Origin of the sequence: Streptomyces sp. NPDC088254 (genome assembly GCF_044740925.1) — a bacterium.
Lineage (GTDB): Bacteria > Actinomycetota > Actinomycetes > Streptomycetales > Streptomycetaceae > Streptomyces.
Map to the genome: position 1 here is coordinate 342,311 of NZ_JBIURQ010000005.1, position 15,362 is coordinate 357,672.

Below are 15,362 nucleotides of genomic sequence, written 5' to 3' on the forward strand. Positions count from 1 at the left end.
CTCCCGCTCTTCCTCTGCGCCATGCCGAAGGAGTTCCCTGTGAGAGTCCTGGTCATCTGGCCGCCCCACGTCCCCAGCTACTTCAACGCAGGTCACCACACCCCGCTGTACATGACGGCCGGGCATCTGCGCCGACTGCCCTCGGTGGAGCGCGTCGACGTACGGGACGCCGGTGTGCTGAACACCCACTGGAAGGCGATCGGCGATCTCCTCTACCAGGGCCGGTACGACGTCATCGCCATGATGAACGACTTCGACGCCGTCGACGGCTTCGAACGGTTCACGGCCTACGCCCGCGAACTCTCCCCCGCCAGCCGGCTGATCACCTTCGGCCGCCTGAGCAGCATGAACCCCGGCTTCTTCCAGCGGTACGGGCTGGACGCCATCGTGCAGTCCGGCGACTACGAGGCGGGCGTCGCGCACTACGTCGAGTCCCTCGCCGCCGGCACACCCCACGCCGCGCTGCCCGGCGTCGCCGTACGCGACGGGGACCGGTGGGAACCGCCGTCGCGCGACGGGGACAGCCTGGCCCCCGAGGAGTGGACGCTGCCCGATGTGCGGGAGATCCCGTACGAGCACTACGACCGGCTCTACGCGCGCGACGAGGACAAGTTCTGCGGCATCCCGTTCCGCCGGGAACTGGTGGTCCCGGCGGCCCGCGGCTGCCCCATCGGCTGCGAGTTCTGCGAGGTGCACGAGATCTTCGGGCTCCGCGAGCGGCGGCTGTCCGTCGACGCCACCGTCGCGTACATCGAGGAGAGCCGGCGGGCCCTGCCGTTCGAGTATGTCTCGTTCTACGCGCCCACTTTCACGCTGGACAAGCGGTGGGTGCGCGAGCTGTGCGAACGCTTCCTGGCCGGCCGCCTGTCGCTGCAGTGGAAGTGCGCCACGACGGTCCACCACCTCGACGCCGCCCTGGTGGAGCTGATGGGCCGGGCGGGCTGCGTACGCATCTCCGTGGGCCTGGAGACCCTCGAACCCGACGGCCATGGCTCCCTGCCCCGGGCCAAGCAGATTCAGGAGAAGCGGTTCCGGGAGCTCGCGGAGCAATGCGCCCGGGCCGGAATCGAGCTCAACGCCTTCGTGATCATCGGCCTGCCCGGTACCGGAGCCGAGGGAGCCACGCGGACGCGGGAACTGGTGGAGCAGGTCGGCGCGCGCTTCCGCCCAACGATGTACACGCGGCTGCACGACATGACCCCCTCGATGACCCCCATGGAGATCAGCAGGTACAACCGTCACCTGATCGCCGACCCGCAACACGAGCCGGACGGCGGCCTCTACGACTTTCTGTTCGGCCGCGAGACCCGGGTGACGTCCGTGTACGAGCGGATACCCGTGGCCGCCGCCCGGAGCGGCGCATGAACGCGCCGACGGCCGTACCGCTCGCGGACGCCGTGCCGTTCCCCACGCGCTCGGACGTATGGGACCTGCCGTGGCAGCCGCGGCGGCAACGGGCCGGTGTGCTGAACCTCAAGAGCTGCGAACTGCGCCACCCGGCGGCGGCCGAACTCGTCTCGACGGCGGCGCACCGGCTCACCGCCGCCGACCTCATGTACTACCCCTACCAGCAGGACCTGTTGGCCGCGCTCGGCGACCACCACGGCCACGAGTCGTCCGGCATCCTGCTCACTGCCGGCTCCGACTCCGCCGTGGGCCTCGTCGTGGACGCCCTGGCGACCGGCGGCGGGGGCCTGATCCTGCACGAGCCGGCGTTCGAGAGCTGGCGGTACTACGCCGCCCTGCGCGCCGTGCCCGTAGTGGGCTGCGCCGCACTGGAGGCCGCGGCCCTCCGACTGGACCTGGCCGAGCTGCACAGCACGATGGCGAACCACCCCCCGGCGGTCGTGGTGGTCACCAACCCGGCGAGCCCGTCCGGCCTTGCCCTGTCACCGGCGGAGATCAGGGAGACGGCCGACCATGCACGGCGTTCCGGCCACCTGCTCGTCGTCGACGAGTGCTACGGCGCCTTCACCGGCATCACCCACGTCCCGCTCGTCGCCTCGTCGCCGCACCTGCTCGTCGTGCGCTCGTACTCCAAGACTTTCGGACTCGCCGGGGCGCGCATCGCCTCGGTCTTCGGCTCACCGGCGCTCGTCTCCTACCTGTCCCGGTTCCGGCCCGACAGCACTGTCTCGGCCACGGCGCTGGCACTGCTGCACGCCGTCCTGGAGGACCGGGACAGGTTCGCCGAGGTGTGGCGCGACGTGCGGGCCATCCGCTCGGACTTCGTCCGGGAGGTCCTCGCCGGGCACCCGGGGTGGAGCGCTCTCCACCCGGGCGGCAACTTCGTGACGTTCCGGACCGGTGACCGCGCCGTGCCCGCGCGGATGGCACGCCACCTGGACAGCCACGATGTCCGCATCCGCCCGCTCGACGACGTGCCTGGACTGGAGGGGTGCCTGCGTGTGTCCCTCGCCGACGCGCCGACGATGCGGAAGGTGGCCGCACTGATGAACGACCCGGTGGTCGTGCGATGACCCCCACGGTTCCGCTCCGGATCGTCGTGCTGGGCAGTCCGGGCAGTGGCAAGTCGACCTTCAGCCACGCCCTCGCCGCCGGCACCGGTCTGCCCTTGATCCACCTCGACGACCTGTACTGGCGGCCGGGCTGGCGCAGACCCACGGCACCGGAGTGGGAGCGGACGCTGGAACAGCTCACCGCCGGACCGTACTGGATCATCGACGGCAACTTCGCCGACACCGTACGGCAGCGCGTCGAGCGGGCCGACACCGTGATCCTGCTCGACCGGCACCCGTGGCTGTGCGCGGCCGCTCTGGTACGCCGCTCCCTGCGACTGCGCCGGGACGCGCTGCTGGGACGACGGCCGCGGGACTACCTGCCCGTCGGCCTGGCGGCGGACGATCCTCCGGTGCGCAGCCTCACCGCCCTCGTACGCAAGGCCGCCGGATTCCGCGGCCGCGAACTGCACAGGATGCGCCCCGCGCTGGCGGCCTGCTCCGCCCCGGTCCTGCGCTGCCGCAGCCGCCGGTCTGCGGCGCGGCTGCTGCGGCACCTGTCGGAGCAGGCCCGCCCGCTCTCGACCGGTACGGCCGTCACGGACCGGGCGCTCGTGTGCACCTGTGCGCAGCGGCACCGTCGCGGCGGCCCGGCGCCTGACCCGTCGTCACGCCATACCCGTCCCGTCCAGGAGAGGAGCACCTGAACACATGGGCAACCGCGCAGAACAGGAGCGAGCGCCCCACAGGGAGCTGCTCGACGCCGGCTGGCACACCGAGTGGGCGCCGAACGGCGCGCCGGACGATGCCTCGGGCCCGGACCGGATCCGGCAGGTGGCCGCCAGCGGCTTCGCCGCACTGGCGATCCCTCGGGAGTTCGGCGGGGGCGGTGCCGGCCTGGTGCACGTGGCCTCCGCACAGCGGGCCCTGGGCGCCCTCGACCCGTCCACCGCCATCGCCCTGAACATGCACTCGTTCACCGTGGGACTGATGGCCGACTACTGGCAGCGCCACCGGGACACCAGTTGGATGCTGCTGGAGGGCATCGCCGGGACGGGCGCCCTTGTCGCGTCGGCCTTCGCGGAGCCGGGCGGCAGCCCCAACTTCATGAGCAGCCGGTCCGTGGCGGTCGAGACGGACAAGGGCTACCGCGTGTCCGGGGTCAAGTACCCCTGCTCACTTGCCTCCACCGCCACGCTGGTGTGCCTGACCGCCCGCGTCGAGGGGACCGACGAGACCATCCTGGCCCTGTGCCCAGCCGCCTCCCCGGGACTGACCGTGGAGGGCGACTGGCCCTCCCTGGGCATGACCGGATCCGACACGGCCAAGCTGGTGTTCCAGGACGTGAAGCTGGACGACCGGCTCGTCTTCCACCGCGGGCCGGCCGACGTCATCGACGACACGGTGATCTCCGGCATGGTGTGGTTCTCCGTGCTGCTGGGCGCCACCTACCACGGAGTTCTCAGCGCCCTGCTCGACCTGGCCTACCGGCAAGTGTCCGCTTCCGGCCAGTACGGCCCGCGCGTGGCCCTGCTGGGCCGCGCGACCAGGGAGTTGCTGACGCTCGGTGGTGCCTGTCGCCAACTCGGCCGCGACTTCGAGGACGGCGCGCTCGCCGGCCGCGCCGCCCTAGCCGCGGCCATCGCGCTGCGCGCCACGCTCAGCGACGTACGGGACCGCGCCATGTCGGCCCTCACCCCCGTGATCGGAAGCCGTCTGTACACCAGCGGCCTGCCCGCCGCGCGCCTGCTGGTCGACTCCTTGGCCGCGCACCACCATCCACCGAGCCTGCTCGTCTGCGACCAGGTCGTCGGAGACCACTGCACCGGGCGGGAGATCAGCTTCGATCCGGCCGGCTGAACCGGCCCGTGCGCCCGGAGAACCGTTCTGCGAGGAAAGAGAGTCAGCAATGCCCCATGTCGAAGTGAACCTGCAGATCAAGGCGCCCGTAGAGGAGACGTGGCGAGCCGTCACACGACTGGAGGACTACGCCGCGTACATGGAGAACGTCGAGTCGGTGACCGTGAGGGGCGAAGCGCACGGCAAGCGCATGAGCGAATGGTCGGTGCTCCTCAAGGGCTCGGTGCTGGAGTGGGTCGAGGAGGACCAGCTCGACGAGGCCACACGCACCATGACGTTCCATCAGATCTCCGGGGATCTGGACCGGTTCTCCGGCTACTGGCGGGTGGACCCGCAGGGCAGCGACGCCTCCCTCGTGACGTTCTCCGTGGACTTCGAGATCGGCATCCCGCTGCTGGCCGACATGCTCAACCCGGTGGCGGCCAAGGCCCTGCGGGAGAACTCCGATCAGATGCTCCGGGCGATCGAAAGGCGGCTCGTCGTCTCGTGACCTCCCCCGCACGCATACTCGTCACGGGTGCCACGGGAGCGGTTGGCGGCGCCGTCCTGCGCCGACTGACCGCGGCGGGCCACGACGTGTACGGGGTCAGCAGCCACGGTGGCCGCTCCCCGCGCCAGCTTGCCTGGCGGGTCGGCGCCGAAGAGGCCCCCGATGCGCTGCGAGGCCCCTGGCACGTGGTGGTCCACTGCGCCGCCGACACCCGCTGGAACCTCACTGAAGAGGAGTCGGAGCAGGCGAACGTGGCTCCGCTGCGGGCCCTGCTCAAATGGCTGGACGAGGACACCCACCTCGTCCACCTGTCCTCCTCCTATGCGATCGGACTGACAGGCAGCGTGGAGCCCACGTCACCCAGGGCGTACCGCAACACGTACGAGTGGTCCAAGGCCGCCGCCGAACGGCTGATCGCCGCCGAGTACGCGGGGGCGGACATCGTCCGCTTCCCCATCGTGATGGGTGCGCGGGAGGACGGCTTCCTGGACCGGTACAGCGGCTTCTTCTGGCTGCCGTCTTCGTTGTGCACCGGAGCCGTCCCCGCGCTGGTCGGCGACAAGGACGCGTACCTGGACATCGTCAGCACCGACGACATCGCCGGGCACATCGCGGCCCTGGTCGAGGGAGGCCGGCCCCCCAGCGCCAGGCTCTCCGTACTGGGCCGCAACGCTGGCGCGCCGCGCGTCGCGGAGGCCTTCGACACCATCCTGGACGCCCTGAACGGTTGGCGCGCGGAGAACGGAGTGGCGTTGCTGGAGCAGCTGCCCTACGTGTCGGGGGACCAGTGGAATCGCTTCTATCTGCCCTTCGCGCGGGAGTACCTGGACCGGGCACAGTTGCTGCGCGTCACGGCATTCCAGGCGTACCAGGGCTACCTGTCGGTCACCGAGCCCTTCGAGGTGACGCACAGAGTGGAGCCTGTCACTTCCACGTTGTACCGCTCCATCCGACGCTGGGCGGACACTCATGCCGCAGCCGCTCGCCGCATTCCGCGGGCGTGGCGCCCGTGAACTGACCGACAGCGCTCAACCCGAGGTGCCGGCGGCCTCCGGCCCAGCCGCAGCGGCCGGGCCGGAGGGAGCCGTGCACTCCGCCCGGCCGTCGCGGAGTCAGGGTTGGCCCTCTGCCGACGGCGTCCGAACCAGGCGGCGGTTCTTCTTCGCCCCCGCTTCGGCCGCCTCGCGCGCGGCTGTCTCCGCCGCCTGCGGTGCTACTGGGTCTGCATGGCGCCGCTGTCGATGAGGACCTGGATGTAGGCCGGCCAGCCACGCTCCAGGCTCGTGATGATCGCAGCGTGGACGTCGACGCGGACCTGCGGGGTGACATGGCCTCACTGACATGGCTGCGGGGGATCATCTGCGGGGCGACGGCCAGGGCGCACTCGCCCAAGCGCCCTGGCTCTGCTCCGGCCAGGACAGCCCCGAACGCGCCGTGCCGGTGTGGCGCAAGGCAGTGTGGGGTAGCCCGCTGCAGCTCAGCGACGGCGCTGTGGACGGTATACGGCCCAACAGGTGCGCTGCCATCGCCCGGTGGGGTGGCGGCACCTTCGCTCATCGCACAAGGTCTCCCACAACCCGTTCTGGAGTCGTAACCGCTCCCGCGTGGTTCTCTCGACGTCGGTCAGCCCGCCGCCCTGCGCGTACCTCACACTCCCAGGGCTACCGGTGCCGACACCAAGCTGTCAGGCGAACGGCACCGACATCACTCACTCAAGTTCACTGGCGGCTCTGCCTGGTGGGTGCCCCGGCCGGGACAGGGCACTGCGGTGGGAAGTCGACGAATGCCTTCCGGGGGGCCTCGTTTCACCGCTGCGTCGGGAGTCAGGGCCTGCCGCCGACGATGGCGGCGAGGGCTGTTACTGCGCTTCGGGTCCAGGCGTACTGGGCTTGGGCGCGTGTTGTCCGGTCGTCGCAGGCCGGGTACCCGAAGGCTCCCGTTGTGTTCTGCTGTGCGATGAGGAAGGAGATGGCGTCCTGGGTGATGCGGTGATGGCCCCACCCGTCCTGGGCAAGGGTGCGGATGGCGGCTGCGATCTGGCCGAGGTGGTACGTCTCTCTGGCTTCGCGCAGGGAGACGGCGGCCTGAAGCGGGTAGAGACGCTGTTCGTGTGGCACAGCCTGACGGGGGACGGCGGCGGTTGACGGGCCGAGGAGACCGAGGCCGACAAGCCGGTGCACATTGTCGTAGATGTCGGCAGGGACCCTGTCGAGCGAGCTGACCACATCGGCTGTGGCTTTGAGGAAGTGTTCCAGGGACGGACAGCCGACTCCCGCTGCGCGGAGGGCCAGGGCGAACTCTCCCGCGACTTCCATGCCCTGTTCCTGCCAGAGGGCCGGGGCCGAGTCGGCCAGGCGCGCCGCGTAGTGCTCGAGCGCCGGCCGGGCGAGGTGGTGTTCCCGGATTGCTGCGGCCCCGACAGCAGCGGCCGCGACACCGGGAAGCCCCACGCGCGGGTCTTTCATCATGCTTTCGTCGCACAGCCACAGGACAGCGCGCCTGAGGGGCGCTTCCAGAGGGATATCCGCAGGCGGCAGATCCGGGCGTGGCTTGGCAGACCGTCGGGGGCTTCGCTCGAGAAGGCCGGCCAGGGCGGCGACGATGGTGGTGTGGTACCCCTCCGCCCAGTGGCGGAACTCGTCATCACCACTGTCCAGTCCGGGGTGGATGATGCCTTCGGGCCCGTTCACCCGCCCGTTGTCCTCCTGGACGGATTCCAGGAACCGCCATGCCCGATCTGCCGCTGGGGAGTCGGTGATGCCGAGGCAGTACAGGCAGCACAACAACTCCCCGGCCAGGTCGGCGTTCGCACGGGCCTCGGCCAGGACGAGGAGCGCTTCGAGGAGTTCGACGGCCTCGCCCGGGCTGTAGCCGCGGGGCCATACAGGCTCGCGCAGACCGAAGTCCGTGACGTAGAACAGCGTGTGTGTGATGGCGTAGACGTCGCGGTCGCCCAGCTTGAGGACGTTCGGGCGTCGACACAGAAGCGTGAAGGGCAGAACCTCGTCCATGGAGGACAGGTCGTTTTCGATCCCGCACAGGTACAGGGTGTGGAGCAGATCCAGCTGCCGATAGGGCACTCGCTCGAACGCGGCCGCGTATCCGCCGTCCGAGGCCTGCTGGACAATCCGCCGGAATTCCTGGTCTTCACGACCGCAGAGCCGCAGTGCCGCGTATGTCCCTGCGTACAGCAGGAGGGCTGCTTCGTCTCGCGCAATCATTTCCCGGTAAGAGGGCTGCCGGGCGACGTCCTCGACCTGTTCGAGAACGGCCGCATAGCCACCGGTCAGAGGTGCACCATCAAGGCGTGCACGCAATCCCACCAGAAAGGCCGTCTCGATCAGAGCTTTGCGGGTGAACAGCACTTGGTCCGGCTGGGATCTGCGCGGGTCCAACATGGCCCGGCGCGCAGCGAGCCAGGCAACGGCCCGGTCCTCCACCGCGCGCCTTCGAGATGACCGGACGCCGGGTTCTTCTGTTTCCACCGTGTTCCTCCCGGCAGTCACCTTGTCCAGCAGATCAGCCTTCTGCAGGCACCGAGACGTCGGCTACTTCGTTGGCGACGACCAGGACGTAGCGTTCCCAGGCGAGCACATAGCCTGCGACATCGTCCAGCTGGCTGACCTGACCGACCACGCGCTCCAGGGGAACACTGAGGTCGACCAGCCCACTGGTCCTGAGGAAATCCAGCGCTTTACGCGCATCAACCGACGGTGGACAGGACATGACGAACCTCCTGCTCGAAGTCCAGCATTTCCCCTCTACTGTCGTCCAATTCACCATGGCAGCGGAATATGTGAGCGGAAACTCATACATTCACACTTTCCTTGCGTGACTGCCGTTCGGTCTCCCAGCAGGGTTTTCAGTCAGACTCCCAGCCGAGGCAACTCCATGTGGTGGGGCATGTTTCCGTCCGAATCCGGCGAGGCCGATCGTGTCGGCGTGGCCGTCGATCTGGATGATCGCACCGAATCTCTGACGCCCGATGACGCACCCGGTGACGTCAGATGGCTTCCAGGACCGCTTCGAAATGCGGGGAGTCGCCCCGCTGCCCGGCCGTGATCACGACGGACAAGGGCTTTTGCCCCTGCTCGACCACGAGGTGGATCTTGCAGCTCAGTCCGCCTCGGGGCACCGCGGCGGCAGTCGGCACTGACCCCGGCGCAGCCGGCCCGACACCGGAAGAGCGGCGCACCGTCCCGCCAGGCCGGTGCGCCGCTTCGTGATGCCGACCAGCGACAGGTCCACCTCACCCCGCTTCGCGGCTTCCGCGATCGGGCCCTCCAGCAGGGCCTCGAAGACACCGCCGCCACGCCACTGCCGGAAGCGGTTGCGGACCGTCGACCAGGCATCGAACTCCTGCGGCATCTCCCGCCACTGTCCGCCAGTCCTGAACCGCCGGATCACACCCTCGAACTGCTGCCGCAGCCGCTCAGGATACGGGCCGTACTCGCCGATCGGCAGGTACGGCTCGATGAACTCCCATTCCTCATCCGTCAGTTGCACTCGAGTCACGCAAGAAGGCCTACGCTCCAGGACCAGCCCCCGAGGAATCCCACAGATTGATCAGGACCCAATACGTGCACCAGGACTCAGGGGCCGTCTCGCGGAGGCGATCGCGGCGCACGCGGTGGCGGTCACGGCGAAGCTCCCCATCATGACCATCCCCACGCCGACCATGAACTGGCCGGTGGAATCGTCCGACCAGTCGAGATAGGCAGCAATGGTGAGGCCGGCCGTGGTGCCGAGCACAGCTCCGGCGACGTAGCGACGCGATGCCGCCCAGTACACCGGTACCAGCAGGGTCAGCACCAGCCCGATCACCTGCCAGGCCTCGTACGGACCGGTCGAAGTGCCATCGGGTTGCACGTCATAGTGCTGGTCCCAGCCCAGCCAGGCAGCCCACGCCGCCATCGACACCCCAGCCAGCACCAGGCTCGCCAACAGTTGGGGAACAGGTCTCAGTGGTCGTTTACGCATGACCCGAGTGTTTCCGCTCGCCCCATCGCCGACCAGCGCGCTAGTACTCAGCTCCGCCTGAGTACATCGTCGGACCCTCTGGCGCGGCTGGAGGGTGGGCTTCGGTGCCCCGGCCGAGACGGTGAAACCCGCTGATTGATCACGACTCGATACGCACCCTAGGCTGCGGGTTCTCCGGAATGATCACCGTTCCCTCACAGAAGTGGACCCCCCGATGCCTACCACCGCCGGTCTGTTCACCGCCAACGAGCGCCTGGACCCGCAGGAGATGGTCGTCCTGCACCGCGTCTTCCGCCGCGAGATCCCGCTCCTGGCCGACCTGATCGAAGCCGCCGCCCCGGGCGACCGGCGACGCACCGCCGTACTCGCCGACCACCTCGACCTGGTCCTCGGCGCCCTGGGCGAGCACCACGAGGGCGAGGACGATTTGCTGTGGCCCAAGCTGCGCGAGCGCGCCGCCCCCGGCGACAGCGTCGTCTCACGGATGGCCGGCCAGCACGAGGCCATCGCCGACGCGCTCGCGGCGGCCACCGAACTGTCGCACCGCTGGCGCGCCCAGGCCGACCGCGACACCGCCCTGCTCCTTGCCGAAGCGCTGCGCACACTCGACCGGCACGCCGCGGCCCACATGGACGACGAAGAAGAGCACCTCCTGCCCCTGATGACCGACCACATCACGCCCCGTGAGTGGACCGAGGTCGGTGAACGCGGACGCCGCAGCGTCCCCAAGGCCAAGCTCCTGATCTTCCTGGGCGCGATCCTCGAAGACGCGACCGCACAGGAACGCCAGCTGTTCCTCTCTCAGATGCCCGTCCCCGCCCGCCTCCTGTGGCGCACCCTCGGCGCTCGCCTCTACAAGCGCACCACCGCCCGAGTTCGCCGAAGCGAAAGGCGGTGACGTACGAGCGTTCCCGACCTTGGCCAGCGGTGCTGTCGCGCCGTACCTACGGTGATGCGGTCGGCCAACTGCTCGGCTCGATGACCCCAGCGTCGCCAGCAGCTGCCGGGCACAGATGTCGGGGTTCCCCCACAACACATACCGGCCTCCGACCTCGATCGCCTCGGACAGGAAACTGGCCAGGAACACAGCCACCTGGAGTCGGGCACCTACGTGTTCCACGGCTCCTGGGGGTGTTCCGAACGGGAGAGGAAGACAGGAATCGGACCGGGGGAAGTACAGGGCCATGGGCATGACCTTCTTCTTCGACTGGACGGACAACGTTGAATTCAGCGGGAAGTTCACCGTCATGAACATCTGCGTCAGGAACCCGACTTTGAACGTCTAGGTCTCTTCACCTGAGACCCTTCGGGTTGATCACCGCCGGGGGAGAAGTGGGCAGCCACTTCTCCTCCCGTTTTCATTGCCAATGGAAGGCAGCGATGATGTCGAAGTTCTCGGACTGGCAGGACCGGATGCTGCGAGCGGTCTGGCTGCACGGGGAGCAACTCCCCGAGGAGGTGCTGACGTGGATGGCCGAACTGTACGGCGAGCGTGGAGAAATTCCGGAATCGGAGTTCTGTGAATCCTGGACCGCGCGAACCTTCTCCATGGCGAGATCGGCCTTCGAGACGGTCACCAAGTCGGCGGAGCAGGACACCGGGAAAGCGGCCACCGGCGACTTCTGCTACATCGACTACGTTCGCGACCCGGACCTGGGACCGGTCGGCGTGGTCCACATCAAGTCGGCGGAGGTCTCCACACCCGATTCGACAGAGGTTCTGGGTGCTGTGGCAGAAGGGGTGCAGGAATTCGTCATGAGCCACCATCGCGTGACCTGGCCCGTCCGTAGCGAGCACGACCGCGGTCTGCATGTGGGTTACTTCCATGAGACCGCGGTCTGGAAATGCACGGGCGGGACCACGGATGGTCACGTGGTGAGAGCGATTGATCCCGCCGTTCAGCTGTAGATCACCGCGGGCCCTTTCTCTGGGTCAGCCACCATCTCACCATGATTCCCACTGTTCTCCGCGTGATCCGGTGCGGTTGTGGTGCGCCCGACCATGACCGGAGGTCATCCCTGAGCCCTTTCCGAGCCGGTGGTGTTGACCGCGAGCTGGACACGCATGCGTAACCATGAAGCTCCTGTTAGACGACCCTGCGGTTCCTGACCGGGCGGCAGGAGATCGGGACACGTTGGCGGCGTCTTCCCGCCGCACCTCACGTCCTGCTCGCCATGGCCCACCTGCGGTGCGGTGACACCTATGCCCCAGCTCGCCGCCGGGTTCGGCATCGGGATCGCGACCGTCTACCGCTCCATACGTCAAGCCGTCGAGGTCCTGCTCCCCTCGCCCCCTCTCTGGCCGAGGTAATGCGGACGATCCAGGAGGAGGCGTTCGTCATCCTCGACGGCACACTGCTGCCGATTGACCGCATCGCCACCGACACCCCCTATTGCTCCGGGAAGCACGAGCGCCACGGCATGAACGTGTAGGTCCTCACCGATCCGCTCCGGCGGCGCTGCGGGCCTCGCCGGCTCTGCCTGGGTCGGCTCACGACTCGACCGCCGCGACAGCACGGGATCATCCCGACTTCCACTACGACGGCAAGGGCAACCTGGAGTGGGTCAACTCCCCGGCGCCGCTGGAGAAAACGACGTTCACCTACGACGACCTGGGACGCACCAAGACCGTCACCGACGCCCGCGGCATCACCAAGACGTACACCTACGACAACCTCGACCGCATCCGCACCGTCACCTCGCCGAACACGGTGAAGGTCGAGTACTGGTACGACGGCGACGGCAACCTCGTCCAGCGCTCGGACGGCACCGGCACCACCAAGTACGAGGTCGACCCGCTCCAGCGCGAGACGGTCCGCCACCTCCAGGACGGCTCCCAGCCCCTGCTCGCCTACACCCCGGCCGGCAACGTCGACTACTACCAGGACCCGGCCGGCAAGGTGGACCACACCTGGAACGAGGTCAACAAGCTCAGCGAGCTGAAGGACCCTCAGGGCCGCGTGACGACGTACAAGTACAACAACAACGACGTCCGCACCACGACCACCTACCCCGGCGGCACTGTGCACAAGGTCGACGTCGACAACTCCAGCCGCCCCAGAACCATCAGGGCGACCTCCCCGCAAGGCACCCTGGTCGACCTGGCCTACACCTACGGCTACGGCACCAACGCAGCCACCGGCGGCTCCAAGATCCGCGCCCTGACGGACAACGTCCGCACCACGAAGCGCACGTACACCTACGACGGGGCGGGCCGCTTCTCCTACGCCAAGGAGGAGAAGGCCGGAGCAGTCACGGACTCCTGGCAGTACTGCTACGACCTGGCCGGCGACCTCACCTCCCAGGGCATCGAGCAGGGCTGCCCGCGCGGTGCGGACATGGGCTTCAACCGCGAACCCGGGGGCACCTTGAACTCCATGACGACCGGGGGCAAGACGTACTACTACCTCACGGACGCCATCGGCAGCGTGATCGCCTTGGCGGACGCGGACGGCAACAAGGTCAACACCTACGCCTACAGCCCCCGCGGCGTGCGCGTCCTGCCGCAGTCGTCCGAACCGGTCGCCCAGCCCTACCGCTTCGCCGGCGGCTACCAGGACCCCACCGGGCTGTATCACTTCCAAGCCCGCTATTACGACGCCAACATCGGCCGCTTCACCCAGCCCGACCCCTCCGGCCAGGAGAAGAACCCCTACCTCTACGCCGAAGGCGACCCCGTCAACCGCATCGACCCGACCGGCACCATCAGCCTCAACGGGGTTATGGACACCGTCGGCAAGGCCGGAGACGCCATTGCCATCGGCGAATTCGGAGGCCAATTGCTGACGGGAGACTACAAAGCAGCTGCCGGAACGGCCATCAGCTTCGCTGCGGACAAGGCTTTCACGGCTGGCTGTACGTACCTGACCGGCGGAGCAGGAGCGATTCCGTGCGCGGTCGGCGGAATGGCAGTCGGTGAGGCTACGGAGGCTGTTTACGAAGACGCAACGAGCTAGAAGCCCACACGGTCAGCGCATCACATTGAGGAGATCTCGTGCAGTCACACATCGCTTCGACGTCACTAGCCTACAAAGGGCTTGATGGCATTCCTCTCTGGCTGCTGTTTGGAATCGTCATCGTGGCTTTCATCATTTTCGGCGTGACACAGGCCCGTAAACGCAAGTAACACCCAAAGCAGCGCTGAGGGAAGGCCGGGCGAGTACGGACTCGCCCGGCCTTCCGGGAGTGTCTAATCAACGGCGGATCTGATGATCAAGGAGACGCGTCTGATGACGGAGACCGCCGTGGAGAACGAGCAGGCCGAGCAGGTGGTTCAGGCACCGTCGAGTGCGGTGTCGGATGAGCAGCTCGTTGCGATGCTGGTTGACCGGGCCCGGAACGACGGGCTGCAGCTGACCGGCGAGGGCGGGCTGTTGCAGCTGCTGACCAAGCGGGTGCTCGAGTCTGCCCTGGAAGGCGAGATCACCGACCACGTCGGCTATGAGAAGCACGACCCGGCCGAGAAGAACAACGGAAACAGCCACAACGGCACCCGGGCGAAGACCGTGCTGACCGACGTCGGCTCGGTGGAGGTGAGGGTGCCCCGCGACACCGCCGGCACGTTCGAGCCGCAGATCGTCAGGAAGCGGCAGCGCCGCCTGACCGGCGTCGACGAGATGGTGGTGTCCTTGTCCGCGAAGGGCCTCACCCACGGGGAGATCTCCGCTCATCTCGCCGACGTCTACTCACGCAGCCGCCGAACGTACCGACCGTGCACCCGGGCCGAGCTCTGGCCGCACCGACAGGAGCCAGTCGTCGCCCGCACCCGCGTTCTCAGCACTACCTGGTCCGGCCGCCGCTCGACCTCCTCGATCAGCAGAGCGGACAGGTACGGAGAACCCTGCTTGCACGGCGGTGACGTTCGCCGAGCAGGTGTTGGGACTGACCACCCCGCACAGTCGGCATACCCCGCTGCTGCGCGAGGTGTTGACGAAGATCGGGCTGGCCCTGGCCGGCCGGGCAGGAGCCCGGCTGGCGTCCGCGGTCGGCCTCACCATAGGTAGGGACACGCTGTTGCGGCTGGTCAGGTCCCTGCCCGAGCCGGAGGTCGGCAACGTGGAGGTCTTCGGTGTCGACGACTTCGCCTTCCGCAAGGGTCGCCACTACGGCACGGTATTGATCGACGTGGCCACCCACCGGCCGCTGCACCTCTACGACGGCCGCGACGGGGAGGACCTCGCTGCCTGGCTCCGCGATCACCCCGAGGTGAAGGTCATCTGCCGGGACCGTTCCAGCGGTTACGGGGAGGGCGCTCGGGTCGGGGCGCCGCCGGTCCGGGCGGCCGCCAGGCCGGTGCCGGCGGCTTCGGTTCGAACGTCCGACCGGACCGGATATGGGCTGCCTCGCGGGAATCCAGCCGCCGCAGTTCGAGATCGCGCCGCAGCACACCGCCGGCGATGACCGATCCCGCTTCCGGAAACGCCGAAGCATGCATCCTCTTCGGTGACGGATGCGGGCTCCAGCGGTGCGGGTCCACAGCACCAGGAAGACTTTCATGGGAGTTCCCTCCGCGGCGTCGGCCGAACACATAAAGTAATACCCAGTTCACTACGCGTACGTGCGGGGGCGAGGGGG

General features: G+C 68.3%; 14 protein-coding genes and 3 pseudogenes. 13 read left to right on the forward strand and 4 right to left on the reverse strand.

What is annotated here, in order from left to right:
- The first annotated feature begins 39 nt into the window (after positions 1–39).
- From ACIOC0_RS17305 to ACIOC0_RS17330, 6 genes are read left to right on the forward strand one after another with little or no spacing between them, the layout of a single operon-like run.
- Positions 40–1,365 (forward strand): B12-binding domain-containing radical SAM protein, encoded by a 1,326-nt coding sequence (locus ACIOC0_RS17305; protein WP_402155816.1) that lies wholly within the window; start codon positions 40–42, stop codon positions 1,363–1,365.
- Entirely contained in the window at positions 1,362–2,480 is a 1,119-nt protein-coding gene (locus ACIOC0_RS17310; RefSeq protein ID WP_402155817.1) for an aminotransferase class I/II-fold pyridoxal phosphate-dependent enzyme, read from the forward strand. Before ACIOC0_RS17305 ends, ACIOC0_RS17310 begins: the two co-directional genes overlap by 4 nt.
- The gene (locus ACIOC0_RS17315; RefSeq protein ID WP_402155818.1) at positions 2,477–3,166 is read left to right on the forward strand and encodes a hypothetical protein; all 690 of its coding nucleotides are present in this window, start codon (positions 2,477–2,479) and stop codon (positions 3,164–3,166) included. Before ACIOC0_RS17310 ends, ACIOC0_RS17315 begins: the two co-directional genes overlap by 4 nt.
- 4 nt (positions 3,167–3,170) lie before the next feature.
- Positions 3,171–4,319: an acyl-CoA dehydrogenase family protein gene (locus ACIOC0_RS17320; RefSeq protein ID WP_402155819.1), complete on the forward strand. Its 1,149-nt coding sequence runs from the start codon at positions 3,171–3,173 to the stop codon at positions 4,317–4,319.
- 49 nt (positions 4,320–4,368) lie between these two features.
- Positions 4,369–4,809: a type II toxin-antitoxin system RatA family toxin gene (locus ACIOC0_RS17325; RefSeq protein WP_402155820.1), complete on the forward strand. Its 441-nt coding sequence runs from the start codon at positions 4,369–4,371 to the stop codon at positions 4,807–4,809.
- Positions 4,806–5,822, forward strand: a complete 1,017-nt coding sequence (locus ACIOC0_RS17330) for an NAD-dependent epimerase/dehydratase family protein (RefSeq protein WP_402155821.1) — start codon at positions 4,806–4,808, stop codon at positions 5,820–5,822. Before ACIOC0_RS17325 ends, ACIOC0_RS17330 begins: the two co-directional genes overlap by 4 nt.
- A gap of 810 nt (positions 5,823–6,632) precedes the next feature.
- Here ACIOC0_RS17330 and ACIOC0_RS17335 read toward each other — a convergent pair.
- The 4 genes from ACIOC0_RS17335 to ACIOC0_RS17350 form a co-directional block, all read right to left on the reverse strand.
- Positions 6,633–8,315, reverse strand: a complete 1,683-nt coding sequence (locus ACIOC0_RS17335; protein WP_402155822.1) for a DUF6895 family protein — start codon at positions 8,313–8,315, stop codon at positions 6,633–6,635.
- A 13-nt stretch (positions 8,316–8,328) separates the two neighbouring features.
- Complete coding sequence (locus ACIOC0_RS17340) at positions 8,329–8,535, reverse strand: hypothetical protein (RefSeq protein WP_340375380.1); 207 nt, start codon at positions 8,533–8,535, stop codon at positions 8,329–8,331.
- Positions 8,536–8,925: 390 nt separating this feature from the next.
- Positions 8,926–9,324 carry a transposase gene (locus ACIOC0_RS17345; protein ID WP_402155823.1) on the reverse strand — a complete coding sequence of 133 codons (399 nt, stop codon included), beginning with the start codon at positions 9,322–9,324 and terminating at the stop codon, positions 8,926–8,928.
- A 51-nt stretch (positions 9,325–9,375) separates the two neighbouring features.
- Complete coding sequence (locus ACIOC0_RS17350) at positions 9,376–9,789, reverse strand: hypothetical protein (RefSeq protein WP_402155824.1); 414 nt, start codon at positions 9,787–9,789, stop codon at positions 9,376–9,378.
- 214 nt (positions 9,790–10,003) lie between these two features.
- Here ACIOC0_RS17350 and ACIOC0_RS17355 point away from each other — a divergent pair, with 214 nt between their 5' ends.
- From ACIOC0_RS17355 to ACIOC0_RS17385, 7 genes and pseudogenes are all read left to right on the forward strand, one after another.
- Entirely contained in the window at positions 10,004–10,687 is a 684-nt protein-coding gene (locus ACIOC0_RS17355) for a hemerythrin domain-containing protein (protein WP_402155825.1), read from the forward strand.
- Between the two features lie 434 nt (positions 10,688–11,121).
- A complete protein-coding gene (locus ACIOC0_RS17360; RefSeq protein ID WP_402155826.1) occupies positions 11,122–11,697 on the forward strand; it encodes a hypothetical protein in 576 nt (191 codons plus the stop codon).
- Positions 11,698–11,885: 188 nt separating this feature from the next.
- Positions 11,886–12,350: pseudogene (locus ACIOC0_RS17365) on the forward strand (transposase family protein); the annotation flags it as partial.
- Positions 12,317–13,744 (forward strand): annotated as a pseudogene (locus tag ACIOC0_RS17370) (RHS repeat-associated core domain-containing protein); the annotation flags it as partial. The pseudogenes ACIOC0_RS17365 and ACIOC0_RS17370, both read left to right, overlap by 34 nt.
- A gap of 38 nt (positions 13,745–13,782) precedes the next feature.
- Complete coding sequence (locus ACIOC0_RS17375; RefSeq protein WP_402155827.1) at positions 13,783–13,914, forward strand: hypothetical protein; 132 nt, start codon at positions 13,783–13,785, stop codon at positions 13,912–13,914.
- Between the two features lie 190 nt (positions 13,915–14,104).
- Positions 14,105–14,482 (forward strand): annotated as a pseudogene (locus ACIOC0_RS17380) (transposase); the annotation flags it as partial.
- 319 nt (positions 14,483–14,801) lie between these two features.
- Positions 14,802–15,188, forward strand: coding sequence for a transposase (locus ACIOC0_RS17385; RefSeq protein WP_402155828.1), 387 nt, complete (start codon positions 14,802–14,804; stop codon positions 15,186–15,188).
- The last annotated feature ends 174 nt before the right edge of the window (positions 15,189–15,362 follow it).

What these genes read in the sequence shown, in the direction of transcription:
- ACIOC0_RS17310 (WP_402155817.1), top strand. Translation starts at nt 1,362, where the DNA reads ATGAACGCGCCGACGGCCGTACCGCTCGCGGACGCCGTGCCGTTCCCC.
- ACIOC0_RS17315 (WP_402155818.1), top strand. Translation starts at nt 2,477, where the DNA reads ATGACCCCCACGGTTCCGCTCCGGATCGTCGTGCTGGGCAGTCCGGGC.
- ACIOC0_RS17320 (WP_402155819.1), top strand. Translation starts at nt 3,171, where the DNA reads ATGGGCAACCGCGCAGAACAGGAGCGAGCGCCCCACAGGGAGCTGCTC.
- ACIOC0_RS17325 (WP_402155820.1), top strand. Translation starts at nt 4,369, where the DNA reads ATGCCCCATGTCGAAGTGAACCTGCAGATCAAGGCGCCCGTAGAGGAG.
- ACIOC0_RS17340 (WP_340375380.1), bottom strand. Translation starts at nt 8,535, where the DNA reads ATGTCCTGTCCACCGTCGGTTGATGCGCGTAAAGCGCTGGATTTCCTC.
- ACIOC0_RS17350 (WP_402155824.1), bottom strand. Translation starts at nt 9,789, where the DNA reads ATGCGTAAACGACCACTGAGACCTGTTCCCCAACTGTTGGCGAGCCTG.
- ACIOC0_RS17355 (WP_402155825.1), top strand. Translation starts at nt 10,004, where the DNA reads ATGCCTACCACCGCCGGTCTGTTCACCGCCAACGAGCGCCTGGACCCG.